Source organism: Novosphingobium barchaimii LL02 (genome assembly GCF_001046635.1).
Taxonomy (GTDB): Bacteria; Pseudomonadota; Alphaproteobacteria; order Sphingomonadales; family Sphingomonadaceae; genus Novosphingobium; species Novosphingobium barchaimii.
Map to the genome: position 1 here is coordinate 580,662 of NZ_KQ130452.1, position 15,948 is coordinate 596,609.

Genomic DNA, 15,948 nt, shown 5'->3' on the forward strand with positions numbered 1-15,948 from the left:
TGCAACCGGACACCTTGCCTGCCGGGGAGGGCTGGCCTAAGAGCGCGCCAACTTGATGGCTCGGCCCATGACCTTTTGCCGAGTCCGTCAACGTCGCATCCGGTATGAGGCAAGAGACCATTGACCGATCTGTCACAATACCTGCCGATCCTGATATTCATCGTGATCGCGGTGGGACTGTCATCCGTTATCGTGTTGCTGCCGATGGGCGTTGCCCGCCTGACCGGTACGCACCAGCCGAGTGCTGACAAGAACAGTGAGTATGAGTGCGGCTTCCCCGCCTTCGAGGACCCGCGCAGCCAGTTCGATGTCCGCTTCTACCTGGTCGCGATCCTGTTCATCGTATTCGATCTTGAAGCCGCGTTCCTGTTCCCCTGGGCCGTCTCGCTCAAGTTCACCGGCTGGGCCGGTTGGCTGACGATGATGGTGTTCCTGGCGGAACTGGCAATTGGCCTCGCCTATGCATGGAAGAAGGGAGCTCTGGACTGGGAATGAGCACGCTCGTCAACAGCGCGGGTCAGCCTCTGGCCCCGACTTCGCCGGTCGGCGGCGCCATCACGGCGCCCGACCAGTCGTTTTTCAAGGATCTGAACCAGGAAGTGTCCGACAAGGGCTTCCTTGTCACCAGCACCGAGGAACTTTTCCAGTGGGCCCGCACCGGCTCGCTGTGGTGGATGACCTTCGGCCTCGCCTGCTGCGCGGTGGAGATGATCCACGTCAACATGCCCCGCTACGACATGGAGCGCTTCGGCGCTGCGCCGCGCGCTTCCCCGCGCCAGTCGGACGTGATGATCGTGGCCGGCACCCTGTGCAACAAGATGGCTCCGGCGCTCCGCAAGGTCTACGACCAGATGTCGGAACCCAAGTACGTCATTTCGATGGGCAGCTGCGCCAATGGCGGCGGCTACTATCACTACAGCTACTCGGTCGTGCGCGGCTGCGACCGGATCGTGCCGGTGGACATCTACGTGCCGGGTTGCCCGCCGACAGCCGAAGCGCTGCTCTATGGCGTGATGCAGCTCCAGCGCAAGATCCGCCGCGTGGGCACTGTCGAGAGGTAAGGACAAGATGCCCGTTCTGCATTCCGCTCCGAAGATCGCGTCCAACGAGGGCGTGCTTGACGCGCTCGTCGCCGCGCTCGGCTCGATGGTCGTGGCCTCGAAGGAGGAGCACGGCGAGATAGTGCTCACCGTCGCCCGCGCCGAGGTCGAGAACGCTCTGCGCGCGTTGCGCGACGATCACGGCTACCAGCAGCTCATGGAGATGGCAGGGGTAGACTACCCGTCGCGGCCTGAGCGTTTCGACGTCGTCTACATGCTGCTCTCGGTGACGAAGAACCATCGCCTGATGGTGAAGGTGACCGCTGCCGAAAACACGCCGGTGCCGACAGTGACCACGCTGTGGCCCAACGCTGGCTGGCTGGAACGCGAAGTGTTCGACATGTACGGCGTGATCTTCGCCGGCAACCCGGACCTGCGTCGCATCCTCACCGACTACGGTTTCGAAGGCCATCCGTTCCGCAAGGACTTCCCGCTCACCGGCTATGTCGAACTGCGCTATTCGGAAGAGGACAAGCGCGTCGTCTACGAGCCGGTAAAGCTGGCCCAGGACCTGCGCAGCTTCGACTTCATGAGCCCGTGGGAAGGTGCCGACTACATCCTTCCGGGTGACGAGAAGGCGGCCGAAGCCGCATCGCCGCCCCCGGTCGCCGACAAGAAGACGACCGAGACCAAGGCCGACACCGGCGCCGGTGACAAAGCGAACGACAAGGCCGCCGAAAAGGCTTCGGCACCTGCGCCCGCCAAGGCGGAAGACGGCAAGGCGCCCGAGGCTCCCAAGTCTACCGACAGCCGTCCTGAGAAGGGAGACGACAAGTGAGCATGCAGCTTGAGACGTCGCCCACCACCGGCGACGAGGTCATCACCAACTACACGATCAACTTCGGCCCCCAGCACCCTGCGGCGCACGGCGTGCTGCGCATGGTCATGGAGCTGGACGGCGAGATCATCGAGCGGATCGATCCGCACGTGGGCCTGCTTCACCGCGGCACCGAAAAGCTGATCGAGCACAAGACGTATCTTCAGGCGCTGCCGTATTTCGACCGTCTGGATTACTGCTCGCCGCTGGCGATGGAACACTCCTACGTTCTCGCGATCGAGAAGATGCTCAATCTGGAAGTGCCGCTGCGCGCCCAGTACCTGCGCGTCCTGTTCGCCGAGCTGACCCGCATCTGCAACCACATGATGAACATGGGTTCGCACATCATGGATATCGGCGCGATGACGCCGAACCTGTGGCTGTTCGAGGTGCGCGAGGACTGCCTCAACTTCTTCGAGCGTGCCTCCGGCGCGCGTATGCACTCGGCCTGGTTCCGCCCCGGCGGCGTACACCAGGACGTGCCGCTCAAGCTGCTGACCGACATCGCCGACTGGCTCGACACGCGTTTGCCCGAACTCTTCGGCGACGCGCTGAGCCTGGTGGTCGACAACCGCATCTTCAAGCAGCGCAACGTCGACATCGCGATCGTCTCCAAGGAAGACGCGCTGGCATGGGGCTTCTCGGGCCCGATGATCCGCGCGGCGGGTATCCCCTGGGACATCCGCAAGAGCCAGCCTTACGACGTCTACGACCGCATGGACTTCGAGATTCCGGTCGGCACCAACTCGGATTGCTACGACCGTTTCATGGTCCGCGCCGAGGAAGTGCGCCAGTCGATCAAGATCATGAAGCAGTGCCTGCGCGACATGCCTGAAGGTCCGGTGGCCTCCACCGACCGCAAGGTATCGCCGCCCAAGCGCGCCGAGATGAAAAGCTCGATGGAATCGCTGATCCATCACTTCAAGCTCTACACCGAGGGCTTCCACGTCCCGGCCGGCGAAGTCTATGTCGCCACCGAAAGCCCCAAGGGCGAATTCGGCGTCTATCTCGTCTCGGATGGCTCCAACAAGCCGTACCGCTGCAAGATCCGGCCTACCGCGTTCAGCCATCTTCAGGCGATGGACTTCATGTCCAAGGGTCACATGCTGCCTGACGCCACCGCGATCCTGGGCGCCATGGATATCGTGTTCGGGGAGTGCGACCGTTGAGCAATCTCGACACCGCCAAGGCCATGATCGCCGCCTACAACGCGCAGGACGCTGATCTGTACGTATCTTTCATGACCGACGACGCCTGCGAAGCGAACTACCGGGGCGCGGTCGTTCGCGAGGGCAAGGAAGGCACGCGTTCGGGGCTTGCCGCCGCATTCGTGCGCTGGCCTGAAAACAACGCCCAGATCGTCGAGGCTTCGCAGATCGGCTGCTATGTGCTGATGCGCGAGCATGTGACGCGCGGCCCGGCAACCGACGGTTCGGAATTGGTCGAGCCGTTCGACGTCGTCGCAGTCTACACGTTCGAGGGCGACAAGTGCGCCCGCGTCGAGTTCATTCGCTAAAGGAGCGGGGCCGATGGTGAAGTTCAACACAACCGAGATGATCCGCATCTGGGCGAGCCTGACGGGGCTGTTTCTCGTCTGTCTCTACTTCGCGGTGATATGGGCAGGGATCGAACCTTCCCCGATGATCGCGATGTTGGCCACCGCCATTGGCGGCTTCGAAATTTTCTTTTTCGGCCAGGATCAATGGCTGAGGCGCAGAGGTAAGCATGGCTGACCGCTATATCGAACCCGATACGCCCGAACTGCGGGCGCGCTGGGGCAATTTCGCCTGGACCGAGGCCAATGCGGCCAAGGCGAAGGAAGTTGTTGCACGCTATCCCGAAGGGCGTCAGCGCTCGGCGGTTATGCCGCTCCTCGATCTGGCCCAGCGCCAGGTCGGTGCAGAGCTGAACACGCAGGGCTGGCTGCCGATCCCGGTGATGGAATTCCTCGCCGAATATCTGTCGATGCCGGTTATCCGCGTGGTCGAGGTCGCCTCGTTCTACACGATGTACAACATCGCGCCGATCGGCCGGTTTCATGTGCAGGTCTGCGGGACCACGCCGTGCATGCTGCGCGGTTCGGACGACATCATCGCCGCCTGTAAGTCGCGCGGGATGAAAAAGGGCCACATCACCGGCGACGGCATGTGGTCGTTCACCGAGGTCGAGTGCATGGGCAACTGCGCATCGGCGCCGATGGTCCAGATCAACGACGACAACTACGAAGACCTGACGGCAGAGCGCATGGACGCCGTGCTCGACGCGCTGGCACGAGGCGAAAGCCCCAAGGCCGGTACGCAGGACCCGGCGCGTCACACCGTTGAACCCGTGGGCGAGCCGACCAACCTGGCGGCGATGGTTTCGGCCAACCATGACTACCGGAGTGAGTGGTAATGGCTCTCGCGGATAAGGACCGCATCTTCACGAACCTCTACGGCTATCAGCCGTGGAATCTGAAGGAAGCGCAGGCGCGCGGCGCCTGGGACAACACCAAGGCCCTGATCGAGCGCGGCAACGCGGCCATCATCGACGAGATGAAGGCTTCGGGCCTGCGCGGGCGCGGCGGTGCGGGCTTCCCCACCGGCATGAAGTGGTCCTTCATGCCCAAGCAGCCCCCGCTCGACCAGAACGGCAACCCGAAGCCCAGCTTCCTGGTCATCAACGCCGACGAATCCGAGCCCGGTTCGTGCAAGGATCGCGAGATCATGCGCCACGATCCGCACCTCCTGCTCGAAGGCGCGCTGGTCGCGGGCTTCGCAATGGGCGCGCGCGCGGCCTACATCTACATTCGCGGCGAATACATCCGCGAAGCAGAAACGCTTTTTGCCGCGCGTGACGAGGCCTACGCGGCCGGTCTGCTGGGCAAGAACGCCTGCGGTTCGGGCTACGATTTCGACGTCTTCGTCCACCGAGGCGCGGGCGCCTACATCTGCGGCGAGGAAACCGCGATGATCGAGAGCCTGGAAGGCAAGAAGGGCCAGCCCCGTCTCAAGCCTCCGTTCCCGGCCGGCGCGGGCCTCTATGGCTGCCCGACCACAGTGAACAACGTGGAGTCGATCGCGGTCGCCCCCACCATCCTGCGCCGAGGCGCGGCATGGTTCTCGTCCTTCGGGCGCGAGAACAACAAGGGCACCAAGCTGTTCCAGATCAGCGGGCACGTGAACCGTCCCTGTGTGGTCGAGGAAGAGATGTCGATTCCGTTCAGCGAACTGATCGAGCGTCACTGCGGCGGCATTCGCGGCGGCAAGGACAACCTGCTGGCGGTGATCCCCGGCGGTTCGTCGGTTCCGCTGGTTCCGGCCGCCGACATCTGGGACGCGCCGATGGACTTCGACGGCCTCAAGGCGGTCGGGTCGGGCCTCGGGACCGCTGCGGTCATCGTCATGGACAAGTCCACCGACATCGTCCGCGCCATCAGCCGCATCTCGTACTTCTACAAGCATGAGAGCTGCGGCCAGTGCACGCCGTGCCGTGAAGGCACGGGCTGGATGTGGCGCGTGATGGAGCGCCTGCGCACCGGCGACGCGCATGTCGATGAAATCGACATGCTCCAGCAGGTGACCAAGCAGGTCGAAGGCCACACCATCTGCGCCCTGGGCGACGCTGCGGCGTGGCCGATCCAGGGCCTGATCAAGCACTTCCGCCCCGAGATCGAGCGCCGCATCGAAGCGCGCGCCGGCTCGCTGCAAGAGGCTGCCGAATAATGCCCAAAGTCAAAGTAGACGGCATCGAGATCGAGGTCCCTGCAGGCGCTACCGTCCTGCAGGCCGCCGAACTCGCCGGTAAGGAAATCCCCCGCTTCTGCTATCACGAGCGTCTGAGCATTGCCGGCAACTGCCGCATGTGCTTGGTCGAAGTGAAGCCCGGACCGCCCAAGCCCCAGGCTTCGTGCGCGCTTCCGGCCGCCGACGGCCAGGAAATCCGCACAGATTCCGAAATGGTCAAGAAAGCGCGGGAAGGGGTGATGGAGTTCCTCCTCATCAACCACCCGCTCGACTGCCCGATTTGCGATCAGGGCGGCGAATGCGACCTTCAGGACCAGTCTGTGGCCTATGGCCGCGGTGGTTCGCGTTACCACGAGCACAAGCGCGCGGTGACCGAGAAGTACATGGGCCCGCTCATCAAGACCACGATGACGCGTTGCATCCACTGCACCCGCTGTGTGCGCTTCTCCGAAGAAGTCGCCGGTGTGGACGAGATCGGGGCGCTCTATCGCGGCGAATCGATGCAGATCACGACGTATCTGGAAAAGGCCGCTCATCACGAGATGAGCGCCAACGTGATCGACCTCTGCCCGGTTGGTGCGCTCACCAGCCGTCCTTACGCTTTCGAGGCGCGTCCCTGGGAACTGAAGAAGACGCTCGGTATCGACGTCTCGGATGCGACCGGCGCCAACATCCGTATCGACAGCCGTGGCCGTGAAGTGCTGCGTGCGCTTCCGCGCAATAACGATGACGTCAACGAGGAATGGATCAGCGACAAGGCGCGCTATCAGGTCGATGGCCTGACCAAGCGCCGGCTCGACAAGCCGTACCTGCGCCGTGACGGTAAGCTGGTCCAGGCCACCTGGAACGAGGCTTTCGCTGCGATTGCTACGCTGAACCCCGGCAACTCGATCGCTGCCGTCGCCGGTGACATGGTCGATTGCGAGACGATGTTCGCCGCCAAGGCGCTTGTCGGTGCGCTTGGCTCGACACTGCTTGAAGGTCGCCAGACCGGCATGGACTATGACACGTCCAGCCTCGCGGCCGTCAATTTCAACACCACGCTGAACGGTATCGAGACCGCAGACGCGATCCTGATCGTCGGCTCGATGGTCCGCTGGGAAGCACCTACCGTCAACGTCCGCCTGCGCAAGGCGGTCAAGCGCGGCGCCAAGGTATTCCTGATCGGGCCGGAGTGGGAAACGACTTTCGGCGGCGAATTCCTGGGTGACGATCTTTCGGCGCTCGGCAACCTGCCCGGCCACGTCGCGGATGCGCTCTCGGGCGCCAAGCGTCCGGCAGTGATCCTGGGCGGCGCGGCGCTGGGACGCGGTGGTCTCGAAGCGGCTCTGGCCCTTTCGGCCCAGTTCAACCTCGTTCGCACGCTTGAGGACGGTTCGGCCTGGAACGGCTTCAATGTCCTGCACATGGCGGCATCGCGCATGGGTGGCCTCATGCTCGGCTACGCGCAGAAGGGCGGCATTGCCGATCTCGTCGCCGCCAAGCCAAAGGTGCTCATCTCGCTCGGCGCCGACGAAGTCGACTATGCGAAGTTCGCCGGCTCGATGATCGTCTACATCGGCCACCACGGTGACAAGGCGGCGCACGCTGCCGACGTCGTGCTGCCTGCCTCGGCCTATACCGAGAAGGCCGGCACTTACGTCAACACCGAGGGCCGTGTGCAGTTCGCCGACAAGGCGGTTTTCGCCCCCGGCGATGCGCGTGAAGATTGGACGATCCTGCGCGCACTGGCCGATGCCTTCGGCGTTTCGGTGGGCTTCGACAGCTTCGACGCCCTGCGCGGCGCAATGATAGCGTCGGTGCCTGCGCTTGGCACCGAGGGCCTCGCCGATTACGGCAGCGCCCTGCCTGCCGGCGGTGGCTCGGTTTCTGGCCAGGTCGCCTATCCGATCAAGGATTTCTACATGACCAACTCCGTCGCTCGCGCCAGCGAGACGATGCAGCGCTGTTCGGCAGAACTGCTGCACGGCGTGGACTTCGCGGAGGCGGCGGAATGACTTCCTTCTTCCAGTCCCTAGGGATGACCCATGACTGGGCGTGGTTCGTCTCGACGATCTGCGGCATCCTGCTGATCGCGCTGCCGCTGATGCTCAGCGTGGCGATGATCATCTACGTCGACCGCAAGATCTGGGCCGCCATGGCGCTGCGCCGCGGGCCCAATGTCGTCGGACCGTTCGGCCTGCTGCAGTCCTTTGCGGACGGCCTGAAGGTTTTCCTGCAGGAAACAATCGTTCCCTCCGCGGCGAACAAGGGCCTCTTCCTGATCGCGCCGGTGCTGACCTTCAGCCTTGCGCTGCTGGCCTGGGCGGTGATCCCGTTCAATTCCAACGCGATCCTGGCGGACATCAACGTCGGCCTGCTCTACATTCTCGCGATCAGCTCCCTGGGTGTCTACGGCACCATCATGGCAGGCTGGGCTTCGAACTCGAAGTACCCGTTCTTCTCGGCGATGCGCGCATCGGCGCAGATGATCTCCTACGAGGTCTCGATCGGCTTCATCGTGATCTGTGTCGTCCTGTGGTCGGGCACGTTCAACCTCAACGGCATTGTCATGGCCCAGAAGGGCCACGTCTTCGGCATCATCAACGGTTTCGTCGCGAACCCGCTGCTCTTCCCGATGTGGGTGATGTTCCTGATCTCCAGCCTCGCGGAAACGCAGCGCGCACCGTTCGACCTTACCGAGGCTGAATCGGAGCTCGTCGCCGGTTACCAGACGGAATATTCGTCGATGGCCTTCGCCGCCTACTGGCTGGGCGAATATGCCAACGTGCTGCTGATGTGCGCGCTCAACGCGACCCTGTTCTGGGGTGGCTGGCTGCCGCCGCTCGACATCCCGATCCTGTACCTCGTGCCAGGCTTCATCTGGTTCCTGCTCAAGGTATTCTTCTTCTTCTTCGTGTTCAGCTGGGTCAAGGCGACGGTTCCCCGTTACCGCTACGACCAGCTGATGCGCCTGGGCTGGAAAGTCTTCCTGCCCGTATCGCTGCTGTTCGTCGTCATCGTCAGCGGCTACCTCATGGCAACCGGACACTTCGCATGACCGTCGCACATCTCATCAAGAGCTTCACGCTCTGGGAGTTCGTGAAGGCGCACTGGCTGACCCTGAAGTATTTCTTCAGGCCCAAGGCGACCATCAACTACCCGTTCGAGAAGAACCCGCTTTCGCCCCGCTTCCGCGGTGAGCACGCGCTTCGCCGTTATCCCAACGGCGAGGAACGCTGCATCGCCTGCAAGCTGTGCGAGGCGATCTGTCCGGCGCAGGCCATTACCATCGAGGCAGCTCCCCGCGTCGACGGTTCGCGCCGCACCACGCGCTATGACATCGACATGACGAAGTGCATCTATTGCGGTTTCTGTCAGGAAGCCTGCCCGGTCGATGCCATCGTCGAGGGGCCGAACTTCGAGTACGCGACCGAAACGCGTGAAGAACTGCTCTACGACAAGGCCAAGCTGCTGGCGAACGGTGACAAGTGGGAGCGGGCTATCGCCGCGAACCTTGAAGCCGATGCGCCGTACCGTTAACCGGCACGCGCAAGGACACAGGGCTTTCCATGATACACGTAATCGCCTTCTATCTCTTCGCGGTGATGACCGTCGCTTCCGGCGCGATCACCATCCTGTCGCGTAACCCGGTGCACTCGGTTCTCTGGCTGATCCTGGCGTTCTTCAACGCTGCCGGCCTGATGATCCTGGTGGGCGCCGAGTTCATCGCGATGCTCCTCGTCATCGTCTATGTGGGCGCGGTCGCGGTGCTGTTCCTGTTCGTCGTCATGATGCTCGACATCGACTTCGCCGAACTGCGCGCCGGCTTCGTACGCTACTTCCCGTTCGGTGCGCTGGTAGCCATCGTGCTGCTGGCCGAGATGGTCCTGGGCATCGGCGCCTACCGCGCCGGTTCGCTGACCCTCGGCACGCCCGACGGCACTGCCGCAGCGCCAGCGGGCGCTTCGAACATCGAGGCGGTCGGCGCGCTGCTCTACAGCCGCTACCTGTTCCTGTTCGAGGCCGCGGGCATCATCCTGCTCGTCGCCATGATCGGCGCCATCGTCCTGACGCACCGTCAGCGCGGGGGAACGCGCGGCCAGAACATCGACAAGCAGAACCGTCGCCGTCCCGATGAGGCGACCTTCAACGTCAAGCCTGAAGTGGGCAAGGGGGTCCAGCTGTGATCGGCGTAGAACACTATGTCGTGGTGAGTTCGATCCTCTTCGTGCTCGGCGTGCTCGGCATCTTCATCAACCGCAAGAACGTCATCGTCATCCTGATGTCGATCGAACTGATCCTGCTTGCGGTGAACATCAATCTCGTCGCGTTCAGCGCCTTCCTCCACGACCTTACTGGCCAGATCTTCGCCATGTTCGTGCTGACGGTTGCTGCCGGCGAGGCCGCAGTGGGGCTTGCTATCCTCGTGATCTACTTCCGTGGCCGCGGCACCATTGCCGTCGACGACGTCAACCGGATGAAGGGATAAGGCCTTGCAGTCGATCCTCATCATCGTTTTCCTGCCACTTCTGGCGTCGATCCTTGGCGGGTTCGCGAACAAGTCGTTCGGGTTCATTCTGCCCAAGGTTCTGACCACCGGCGCGCTTTTCATCGCCTGCGCTTTGTCCTGGCCGATCTTCATCAGCTTCCTCAGCGGTAACGCCGAGGCTACCGTCGTACCCGTTCTCAAGTGGGTGGCATCGGGCTCGATGACCTTCGACTGGGCGCTTCGGGTGGACACGCTGACGGCAGTCATGCTTGTGGTCATCACCTCGGTTTCCGCGCTCGTGCACCTTTATTCGTGGGGCTACATGAGCGAGGAGCCGGATCAGCCCCGCTTCTTCGCCTACCTGTCGCTTTTCACCTTCGCCATGCTGATGCTGGTGACGGCGGACAACCTGGTGCAGATGTTCTTCGGTTGGGAAGGCGTGGGCCTGGCCTCATACCTGCTTATCGGGTTCTGGTTCCGCAAGCCTTCGGCCGGCGCCGCCGCGATAAAGGCCTTCGTGGTCAACCGGGTCGGCGACCTCGGGTTCATGCTCGGTATCTTCGCCACGTATCTGGTGTTCGGCACCGTCTCGATCCCTGCGATTCTCGACGCAGCGCCTTCGATGGCAGGTTCGACGATTGGCTTTCTGGGCCATCGGTTCGACACCATGACGGTGATCTGCCTGCTGCTGTTCATCGGCGCCATGGGTAAGTCGGCCCAGCTTGGCCTGCACACCTGGCTGCCAGATGCAATGGAAGGCCCGACGCCTGTGTCGGCGCTCATCCACGCGGCGACGATGGTCACCGCCGGCGTCTTCATGGTCTGCCGACTGTCGCCGATGTTCGAGCAGAGCGAAACCGCGATGCACGTCATCACTTTCGTCGGCGCGGCCACCTGCTTCTTCGCGGCAACCGTTGGCTGCACGCAGTGGGACATCAAGCGCGTCATCGCCTATTCGACCTGTTCGCAGCTGGGCTATATGTTCTTCGCGGCAGGCTCGGGCGCTTACGGCGCGGCGATGTTCCACCTGTTCACGCACGCGTTCTTCAAGGCGCTGCTGTTCCTCGGTGCCGGTTCGGTCATCCATGCGATGCACCATGAGCAGGACATGCGCTTTTACGGCGGCCTGCGTAAGAAGATCCCGATCACCTTCTGGACGATGACGGCGGGAACGCTTGCCATCACCGGCGTCGGTATCGCTGGCATCGCGGGTTTCGCGGGCTTCCACTCGAAGGATGCGATCCTTGAGGCGGCGTTCGGTTCGGGTACTTCGGTCGGCACTTTCGCATTCTGGATGGGTATTTTCGCTGCGCTGATGACCAGCTTCTACTCGTGGCGTCTGGTGTTCCTCACCTTCTTCGGCAAGCCGCGCTGGATACAGTCCGAACACGTGCAGCATGCCGTCCATGATGCACACGGTCACGGTCATGACGATCATGCTCACGACGCGCACGACGCTCATGCTCATGACGATCACGCGCACGATGATCACGCCCATGCCGCACCTGACCTGGGTTCGCGCGGGCCGGACTATGCCGACCACGGCGACGGTACGGGTGGCTACCACCCGCACGAAAGCCCATTGGTAATGCTGGTGCCGCTGCTGCTGCTGTCGCTGGGCGCGGTCTTCGCCGGCTTCGTGTTCGAGCATTATTTCGTGTCGGACGGCGAGGGCGCGTTCTGGAAGGGCTCGCTGGTCTTCCCCGAACATCTGATCCACGCCATGCACGGCGTTCCTGTCTGGGTGAAGTGGGCGCCGTTTACGGTCATGGCTATCGGTTTCCTGACCGCGTGGTACGGCTACATTCGCAACCTCGACTTTCCCAAGGCGGTCGCCACGCAGCTCGGCCCGGTTTACGCCTTCGTGTACCGCAAATGGATGTTCGACGAACTCTACGACCGCATCTTCGTCCGCCCCGCCTTCTGGCTCGGACAGGTGTTCTGGAAGGTGCTCGACATCGGCGTCATCGACCGCTTCGGTCCTGACGGCGCTGCCTGGGTCGTGTCCAAGGGGTCGACTTACGCGCAGAGGGTCCAGTCGGGCTATCTGTACAGCTATGCTCTTGTGATGCTGCTGGGCCTTGTCGGCGCCATCAGCTGGGTGATCGCGGGATAAGATGATGAGTGGTTTTCCCATCCTCAGCCTGATGCTGGCCGTGCCGCTTATCGGCGCACTGGCCTGCCTCTTCCTAGAAGCCAAGGCGGCGCGCAGTGTCGCCCTGATCGCCACGCTGGTGGACTTCGCCCTTGGCGTCGTCCTCTGGATGAATTTCGATGTGGGCGGCGCCCAGTGGCAATTCACCGAACGTCTCGAGATCTTCTCGGGCTTCTCCTGGGCCCTGGGCATTGACGGCATCGCACTGCTGCTGATCATGCTCTCGGTCTTCCTCATGCCGATCTGCATCGGCGCGAGCTGGAACTCGATCGAGAAGCGCGTCGGTGAATACATGGCGGCCTTCCTGCTCGTCGAAACGCTGATGATCGGCGTTTTCGCGGCCCAGGACATCTTCCTGTTCTACATGTTCTTTGAAGCCGGCCTGATCCCGATGTACCTTATCATCGGCATCTGGGGCGGTACGGACAGGATTTACGCCAGCTACAAGTTCTTCCTCTACACGCTGCTGGGCTCGGTGCTGATGCTGGTGGCGATGCTGTGGATGGTCCACACCGCCGGCACCACTGATATCCCGACGCTGATGGCCTACGATTTCGATCCGCATGCCCAGACCTGGCTATGGCTTGCCTTCTTCGCCAGCTTCGCGGTGAAAATGCCGATGTGGCCCGTCCACACCTGGCTTCCGGCGGCGCACGTTCAGGCGCCGACGGGCGGCTCGGTGATCCTGGCCGGTGTCCTGCTGAAGATGGGCGGCTACGGCTTCATCCGCTTTTCGCTGCCGATGTTCCCTGAAGCCTCGGCATACTTCGCGCCGCTGGTATGGGGCCTGTCGATGGCCGCCGTCGTTATCACCTCGCTGATCGCGATCGTGCAGAGCGACATGAAGAAGCTGATCGCATATTCCTCGGTCGCGCACATGGCGATCGTGACGATCGGGCTGTTCGCCTTCAACACGCAAGGGCTGGAAGGCTCGATGCTGGTGATGCTCAGCCACGGCCTAGTTGCCGGCGCGCTGTTCCTCTGCGTCGGCGTCATCTACGACCGCCTGCATACCCGTGAGATCAGCCGTTACGGCGGTCTTGCCATCAACATGCCGCGTTACGCGCTGTTTTTGCTGCTGTTTACGATGGCTTCCATCGGTCTGCCGGGTACCAGTGGTTTCGTGGGCGAGTTCCTGAGCCTTGGCGGCATCTACCAGGTATCGACGTGGGCGGCGCTCATCTGCACCACCGGCATCATTCTGGGCGCTGCCTACATGCTCTACCTCTATCGCCGGGTCGCCTTCGGGGACCAGAACAACGCCGATGCCGCCGCAATGCCGGATCTCGACCTGCGCGAACTGTTGATGGTGGTTCCGCTTGGCCTCGCGGTCCTGTGGATGGGTATATACCCTGAGAGCTTCCTCGCTCCGATGCGCGCCGACATCGCCGCGCTCGATGCCCGCCTCGCCCGTGCGAAGCCGGTGGGGGACAGCGCGCCGACAATTGGAAAAGTTAAGCCTGCGCACGAAGAATCCGTTGCGCACGGGGGGTCACACTGATGGACTGGTCGCAGTCGCTGCGCCTGATCGCGCCGGAAGAAACGCTAAGCATTGCAGGCCTCGTCCTGCTCCTGATCGCCGCCTGGGGCGGTGACAAGGCAAGCCGCCTGATCTCGATCCTCGCCGTCGCGGTGTTGGTCGGGGCCATGGCGCTCGTCGCACCCGCACTTTGCGGTCAGGCGATGGGACCGGATACCTCGGCCTTCTTCGGCCAGTTCCGGGCCGATGCTTTCGCCAGCTACGCCAAGATCCTGATCTACCTCTCGGCCGCCGCCACCCTGGTGATCGCGCCTGCTTTCTTCGAACGCCTCGGAGCCATGCGTGCCGAATTCCCGGTGCTCGTGGTCTTCGCCGCGCTTGGCATGGGCATCATGGTTTCGGCCACCGATCTGCTCACGCTCTATATCGGCCTCGAGATGAACTCGCTGGCAGCTTATGTCCTCGCCGCGTTCCTGCGCACCGACGGACGTTCGGCCGAAGCGGGCCTCAAGTACTTCGTATTGGGCGCACTGGCTTCGGGCATCCTGCTGTTCGGCATGAGCCTGACGTATGGGTTCACCGGCACCACCTCGTTCAGCGGCATCAACGCTGCTGTGGCGGGCGGTTTGTCGCATGGCGCGCTGTTTGGTGTGATCTTCATGCTGGCGGGCCTGTCCTTTAAGATCAGCGCCGTGCCGTTCCACATGTGGACGCCCGACGTCTACGAAGGCGCACCGGCTCCTGTGACGATGTTCTTCGCCTCGGCTCCCAAGGTCGCGGCGCTGGGACTGACCATGCGTGTCCTGCTCGACGCGTTCGGCGATCAGGCACAGGCCTGGCAGCAGATCGTCGTATTCCTGGCGCTGGCTTCGATTGTCGTCGGCGCAATCGGCGCCATCGGCCAGAAGAACATCAAGCGCCTGATGGCCTACTCGTCGATCAACAACGTCGGCTTCATGCTGGTCGGGCTTGCCGCGGCGAACCAGCAGGGCGCTGCCGCCATGCTGTTCTACCTGACGATCTACGTGGCCATGACGCTGGGCGGCTTCGTTGCCATCCTGATGCTCAGGGACGAAGACGGGAACACAGTCGAGGACATCGCGAGCCTTGCGGGTCTGTCGCGCACTCGTCCGGGTCTCGCGCTCGGCCTAGCTATCATCATGTTCAGCCTTGCCGGCATCCCGCCGCTGTTCGGCTTCTGGGGCAAGTTCCTGGTCTTCCAGGCTGCCGTCGATGCCGGCATGATGCCGCTCGCCGCGATCGGTTTCGCTGCCTCGGTGATCGGCGCCTTCTACTACCTCAAGGTCGTCAAGGTGATGTACTTCGATGAACCGGCGGACGTGGTGAAGGGTGAGAGCGACGTGTGGCACAAGGCGATCCTCGCGGTTTCCTGCCTGTTCATCTCCCCGCTCGGTTACCTGTTGACCAAATGGCTGGGCGGACTCGCCGCCACCGCAGCGATGGCACTGTTTTTCGCGTCTTGATCCATAAGGTCGCGGAAACCGGGTCCACCAACGCTGACCTGGCCGCCCGGATCAAGGGCGGCGACTACTTGCCCGAAGGCGATTGGTTGATTGCCGATCGCCAGACGGCAGGAAAAGGCCGCTTGGGCCGCGCGTGGAATGACGGCTCCGGCAATTTCATGGGATCGACCGCGGTGCGTATCGCACCCGGCGATCCCTTGCCGGCCACCCTCGCATTGCTGACGGGCCTCGCGGTTCACGAATCGCTGTCCGGGTTCAAACCTCAGGGCAGGGGTCTTGTGCTCAAATGGCCCAACGATCTCTTGCTGGACGGCGGCAAGGTCGCTGGTATCCTTCTGGAAATGACCGCCGGCGTCGTCGTCGTTGGCATAGGGGTCAACCTCGCGAGCGCTCCCAAAATCCTCGGTCGCAAGGTTTGCGCTTTGGCCGACTACGGCGCGGTCCCGAGCCGCGATGATTTCGCCCGGGCGCTGGCCTCCGCTTTCGACACAGAACTGCAACGCTGGCGTTCGGTCGGCCTTGCCCCGCTCTTGCGTCGCTGGCAGAGTGCCGCGCATCCGAAGGGAACGCCGCTGACGGTGCTGCCGCCCGGAGAGGACGCGGTGCAGGGCACTTTCGCCGGGCTTGCCGATGACGGAAACCTTCGTCTCGCCCTGGCCGGCGGTTCGGTTCGCACGATCCATGCCGGCGATGTCCTGCTCGCGCAGACCTGAGTG

The 15,948-nt window shown here is 63.0% G+C and carries 17 protein-coding genes; all 17 read left to right on the forward strand.

The window, feature by feature from the left end:
- Positions 1-120 precede the first annotated feature (120 nt).
- Genes V474_RS02985 through V474_RS03065 form a run of 17 tightly spaced genes read left to right on the forward strand, consistent with a single transcriptional unit; the run spans position 121 to position 15,945 of the window.
- The gene (locus tag V474_RS02985) at positions 121-495 is read left to right on the forward strand and encodes an NADH-quinone oxidoreductase subunit A (RefSeq protein WP_043975220.1); all 375 of its coding nucleotides are present in this window, start codon (positions 121-123) and stop codon (positions 493-495) included.
- Positions 492-1,061 (forward strand): NuoB/complex I 20 kDa subunit family protein, encoded by a 570-nt coding sequence (locus V474_RS02990; protein ID WP_043975218.1) that lies wholly within the window; start codon positions 492-494, stop codon positions 1,059-1,061. Before V474_RS02985 ends, V474_RS02990 begins: the two co-directional genes overlap by 4 nt.
- Positions 1,062-1,068: 7 nt before the next feature.
- On the forward strand, positions 1,069-1,878 hold the full coding sequence (locus V474_RS02995) for an NADH-quinone oxidoreductase subunit C (RefSeq protein WP_059150044.1): 810 nt from the start codon (positions 1,069-1,071) through the stop codon (positions 1,876-1,878).
- Positions 1,875-3,086, forward strand: coding sequence for an NADH-quinone oxidoreductase subunit D (locus V474_RS03000; RefSeq protein ID WP_082057668.1), 1,212 nt, complete (start codon positions 1,875-1,877; stop codon positions 3,084-3,086). The genes V474_RS02995 and V474_RS03000 overlap by 4 nt, the downstream gene beginning before the upstream one ends.
- On the forward strand, positions 3,083-3,433 hold the full coding sequence (locus V474_RS03005; RefSeq protein ID WP_059150045.1) for a nuclear transport factor 2 family protein: 351 nt from the start codon (positions 3,083-3,085) through the stop codon (positions 3,431-3,433). Before V474_RS03000 ends, V474_RS03005 begins: the two co-directional genes overlap by 4 nt.
- A gap of 13 nt (positions 3,434-3,446) precedes the next feature.
- A complete protein-coding gene (locus V474_RS03010) occupies positions 3,447-3,650 on the forward strand; it encodes a hypothetical protein (protein ID WP_059150046.1) in 204 nt (67 codons plus the stop codon).
- Entirely contained in the window at positions 3,643-4,311 is a 669-nt protein-coding gene (locus V474_RS03015) for a complex I 24 kDa subunit family protein (protein WP_059150047.1), read from the forward strand. Before V474_RS03010 ends, V474_RS03015 begins: the two co-directional genes overlap by 8 nt.
- The gene (nuoF, locus tag V474_RS03020; RefSeq protein WP_059150048.1) at positions 4,311-5,621 is read left to right on the forward strand and encodes an NADH-quinone oxidoreductase subunit NuoF; all 1,311 of its coding nucleotides are present in this window, start codon (positions 4,311-4,313) and stop codon (positions 5,619-5,621) included. Before V474_RS03015 ends, nuoF begins: the two co-directional genes overlap by 1 nt.
- Complete coding sequence (gene nuoG, locus V474_RS03025) at positions 5,621-7,639, forward strand: NADH-quinone oxidoreductase subunit NuoG (protein WP_059150049.1); 2,019 nt, start codon at positions 5,621-5,623, stop codon at positions 7,637-7,639. Before nuoF ends, nuoG begins: the two co-directional genes overlap by 1 nt.
- Positions 7,636-8,682 carry an NADH-quinone oxidoreductase subunit NuoH gene (nuoH, locus tag V474_RS03030; protein ID WP_059150050.1) on the forward strand — a complete coding sequence of 349 codons (1,047 nt, stop codon included), beginning with the start codon at positions 7,636-7,638 and terminating at the stop codon, positions 8,680-8,682. The genes nuoG and nuoH overlap by 4 nt, the downstream gene beginning before the upstream one ends.
- Positions 8,679-9,164, forward strand: a complete 486-nt coding sequence (gene nuoI / locus V474_RS03035) for an NADH-quinone oxidoreductase subunit NuoI (protein ID WP_043975206.1) — start codon at positions 8,679-8,681, stop codon at positions 9,162-9,164. Before nuoH ends, nuoI begins: the two co-directional genes overlap by 4 nt.
- A gap of 29 nt (positions 9,165-9,193) precedes the next feature.
- Positions 9,194-9,811 (forward strand): NADH-quinone oxidoreductase subunit J, encoded by a 618-nt coding sequence (locus V474_RS03040; protein WP_059150051.1) that lies wholly within the window; start codon positions 9,194-9,196, stop codon positions 9,809-9,811.
- On the forward strand, positions 9,808-10,113 hold the full coding sequence (nuoK, locus tag V474_RS03045; protein ID WP_043975203.1) for an NADH-quinone oxidoreductase subunit NuoK: 306 nt from the start codon (positions 9,808-9,810) through the stop codon (positions 10,111-10,113). The genes V474_RS03040 and nuoK overlap by 4 nt, the downstream gene beginning before the upstream one ends.
- Positions 10,114-10,117: 4 nt before the next feature.
- Positions 10,118-12,229 carry an NADH-quinone oxidoreductase subunit L gene (gene nuoL / locus V474_RS03050; RefSeq protein ID WP_059150052.1) on the forward strand — a complete coding sequence of 704 codons (2,112 nt, stop codon included), beginning with the start codon at positions 10,118-10,120 and terminating at the stop codon, positions 12,227-12,229.
- A gap of 4 nt (positions 12,230-12,233) precedes the next feature.
- On the forward strand, positions 12,234-13,769 hold the full coding sequence (locus V474_RS03055; protein ID WP_059150749.1) for an NADH-quinone oxidoreductase subunit M: 1,536 nt from the start codon (positions 12,234-12,236) through the stop codon (positions 13,767-13,769).
- On the forward strand, positions 13,769-15,232 hold the full coding sequence (nuoN, locus tag V474_RS03060; RefSeq protein ID WP_059150053.1) for an NADH-quinone oxidoreductase subunit NuoN: 1,464 nt from the start codon (positions 13,769-13,771) through the stop codon (positions 15,230-15,232). Before V474_RS03055 ends, nuoN begins: the two co-directional genes overlap by 1 nt.
- Complete coding sequence (locus V474_RS03065; protein WP_059150054.1) at positions 15,229-15,945, forward strand: biotin--[acetyl-CoA-carboxylase] ligase; 717 nt, start codon at positions 15,229-15,231, stop codon at positions 15,943-15,945. The genes nuoN and V474_RS03065 overlap by 4 nt, the downstream gene beginning before the upstream one ends.
- The last annotated feature ends 3 nt before the right edge of the window (positions 15,946-15,948 follow it).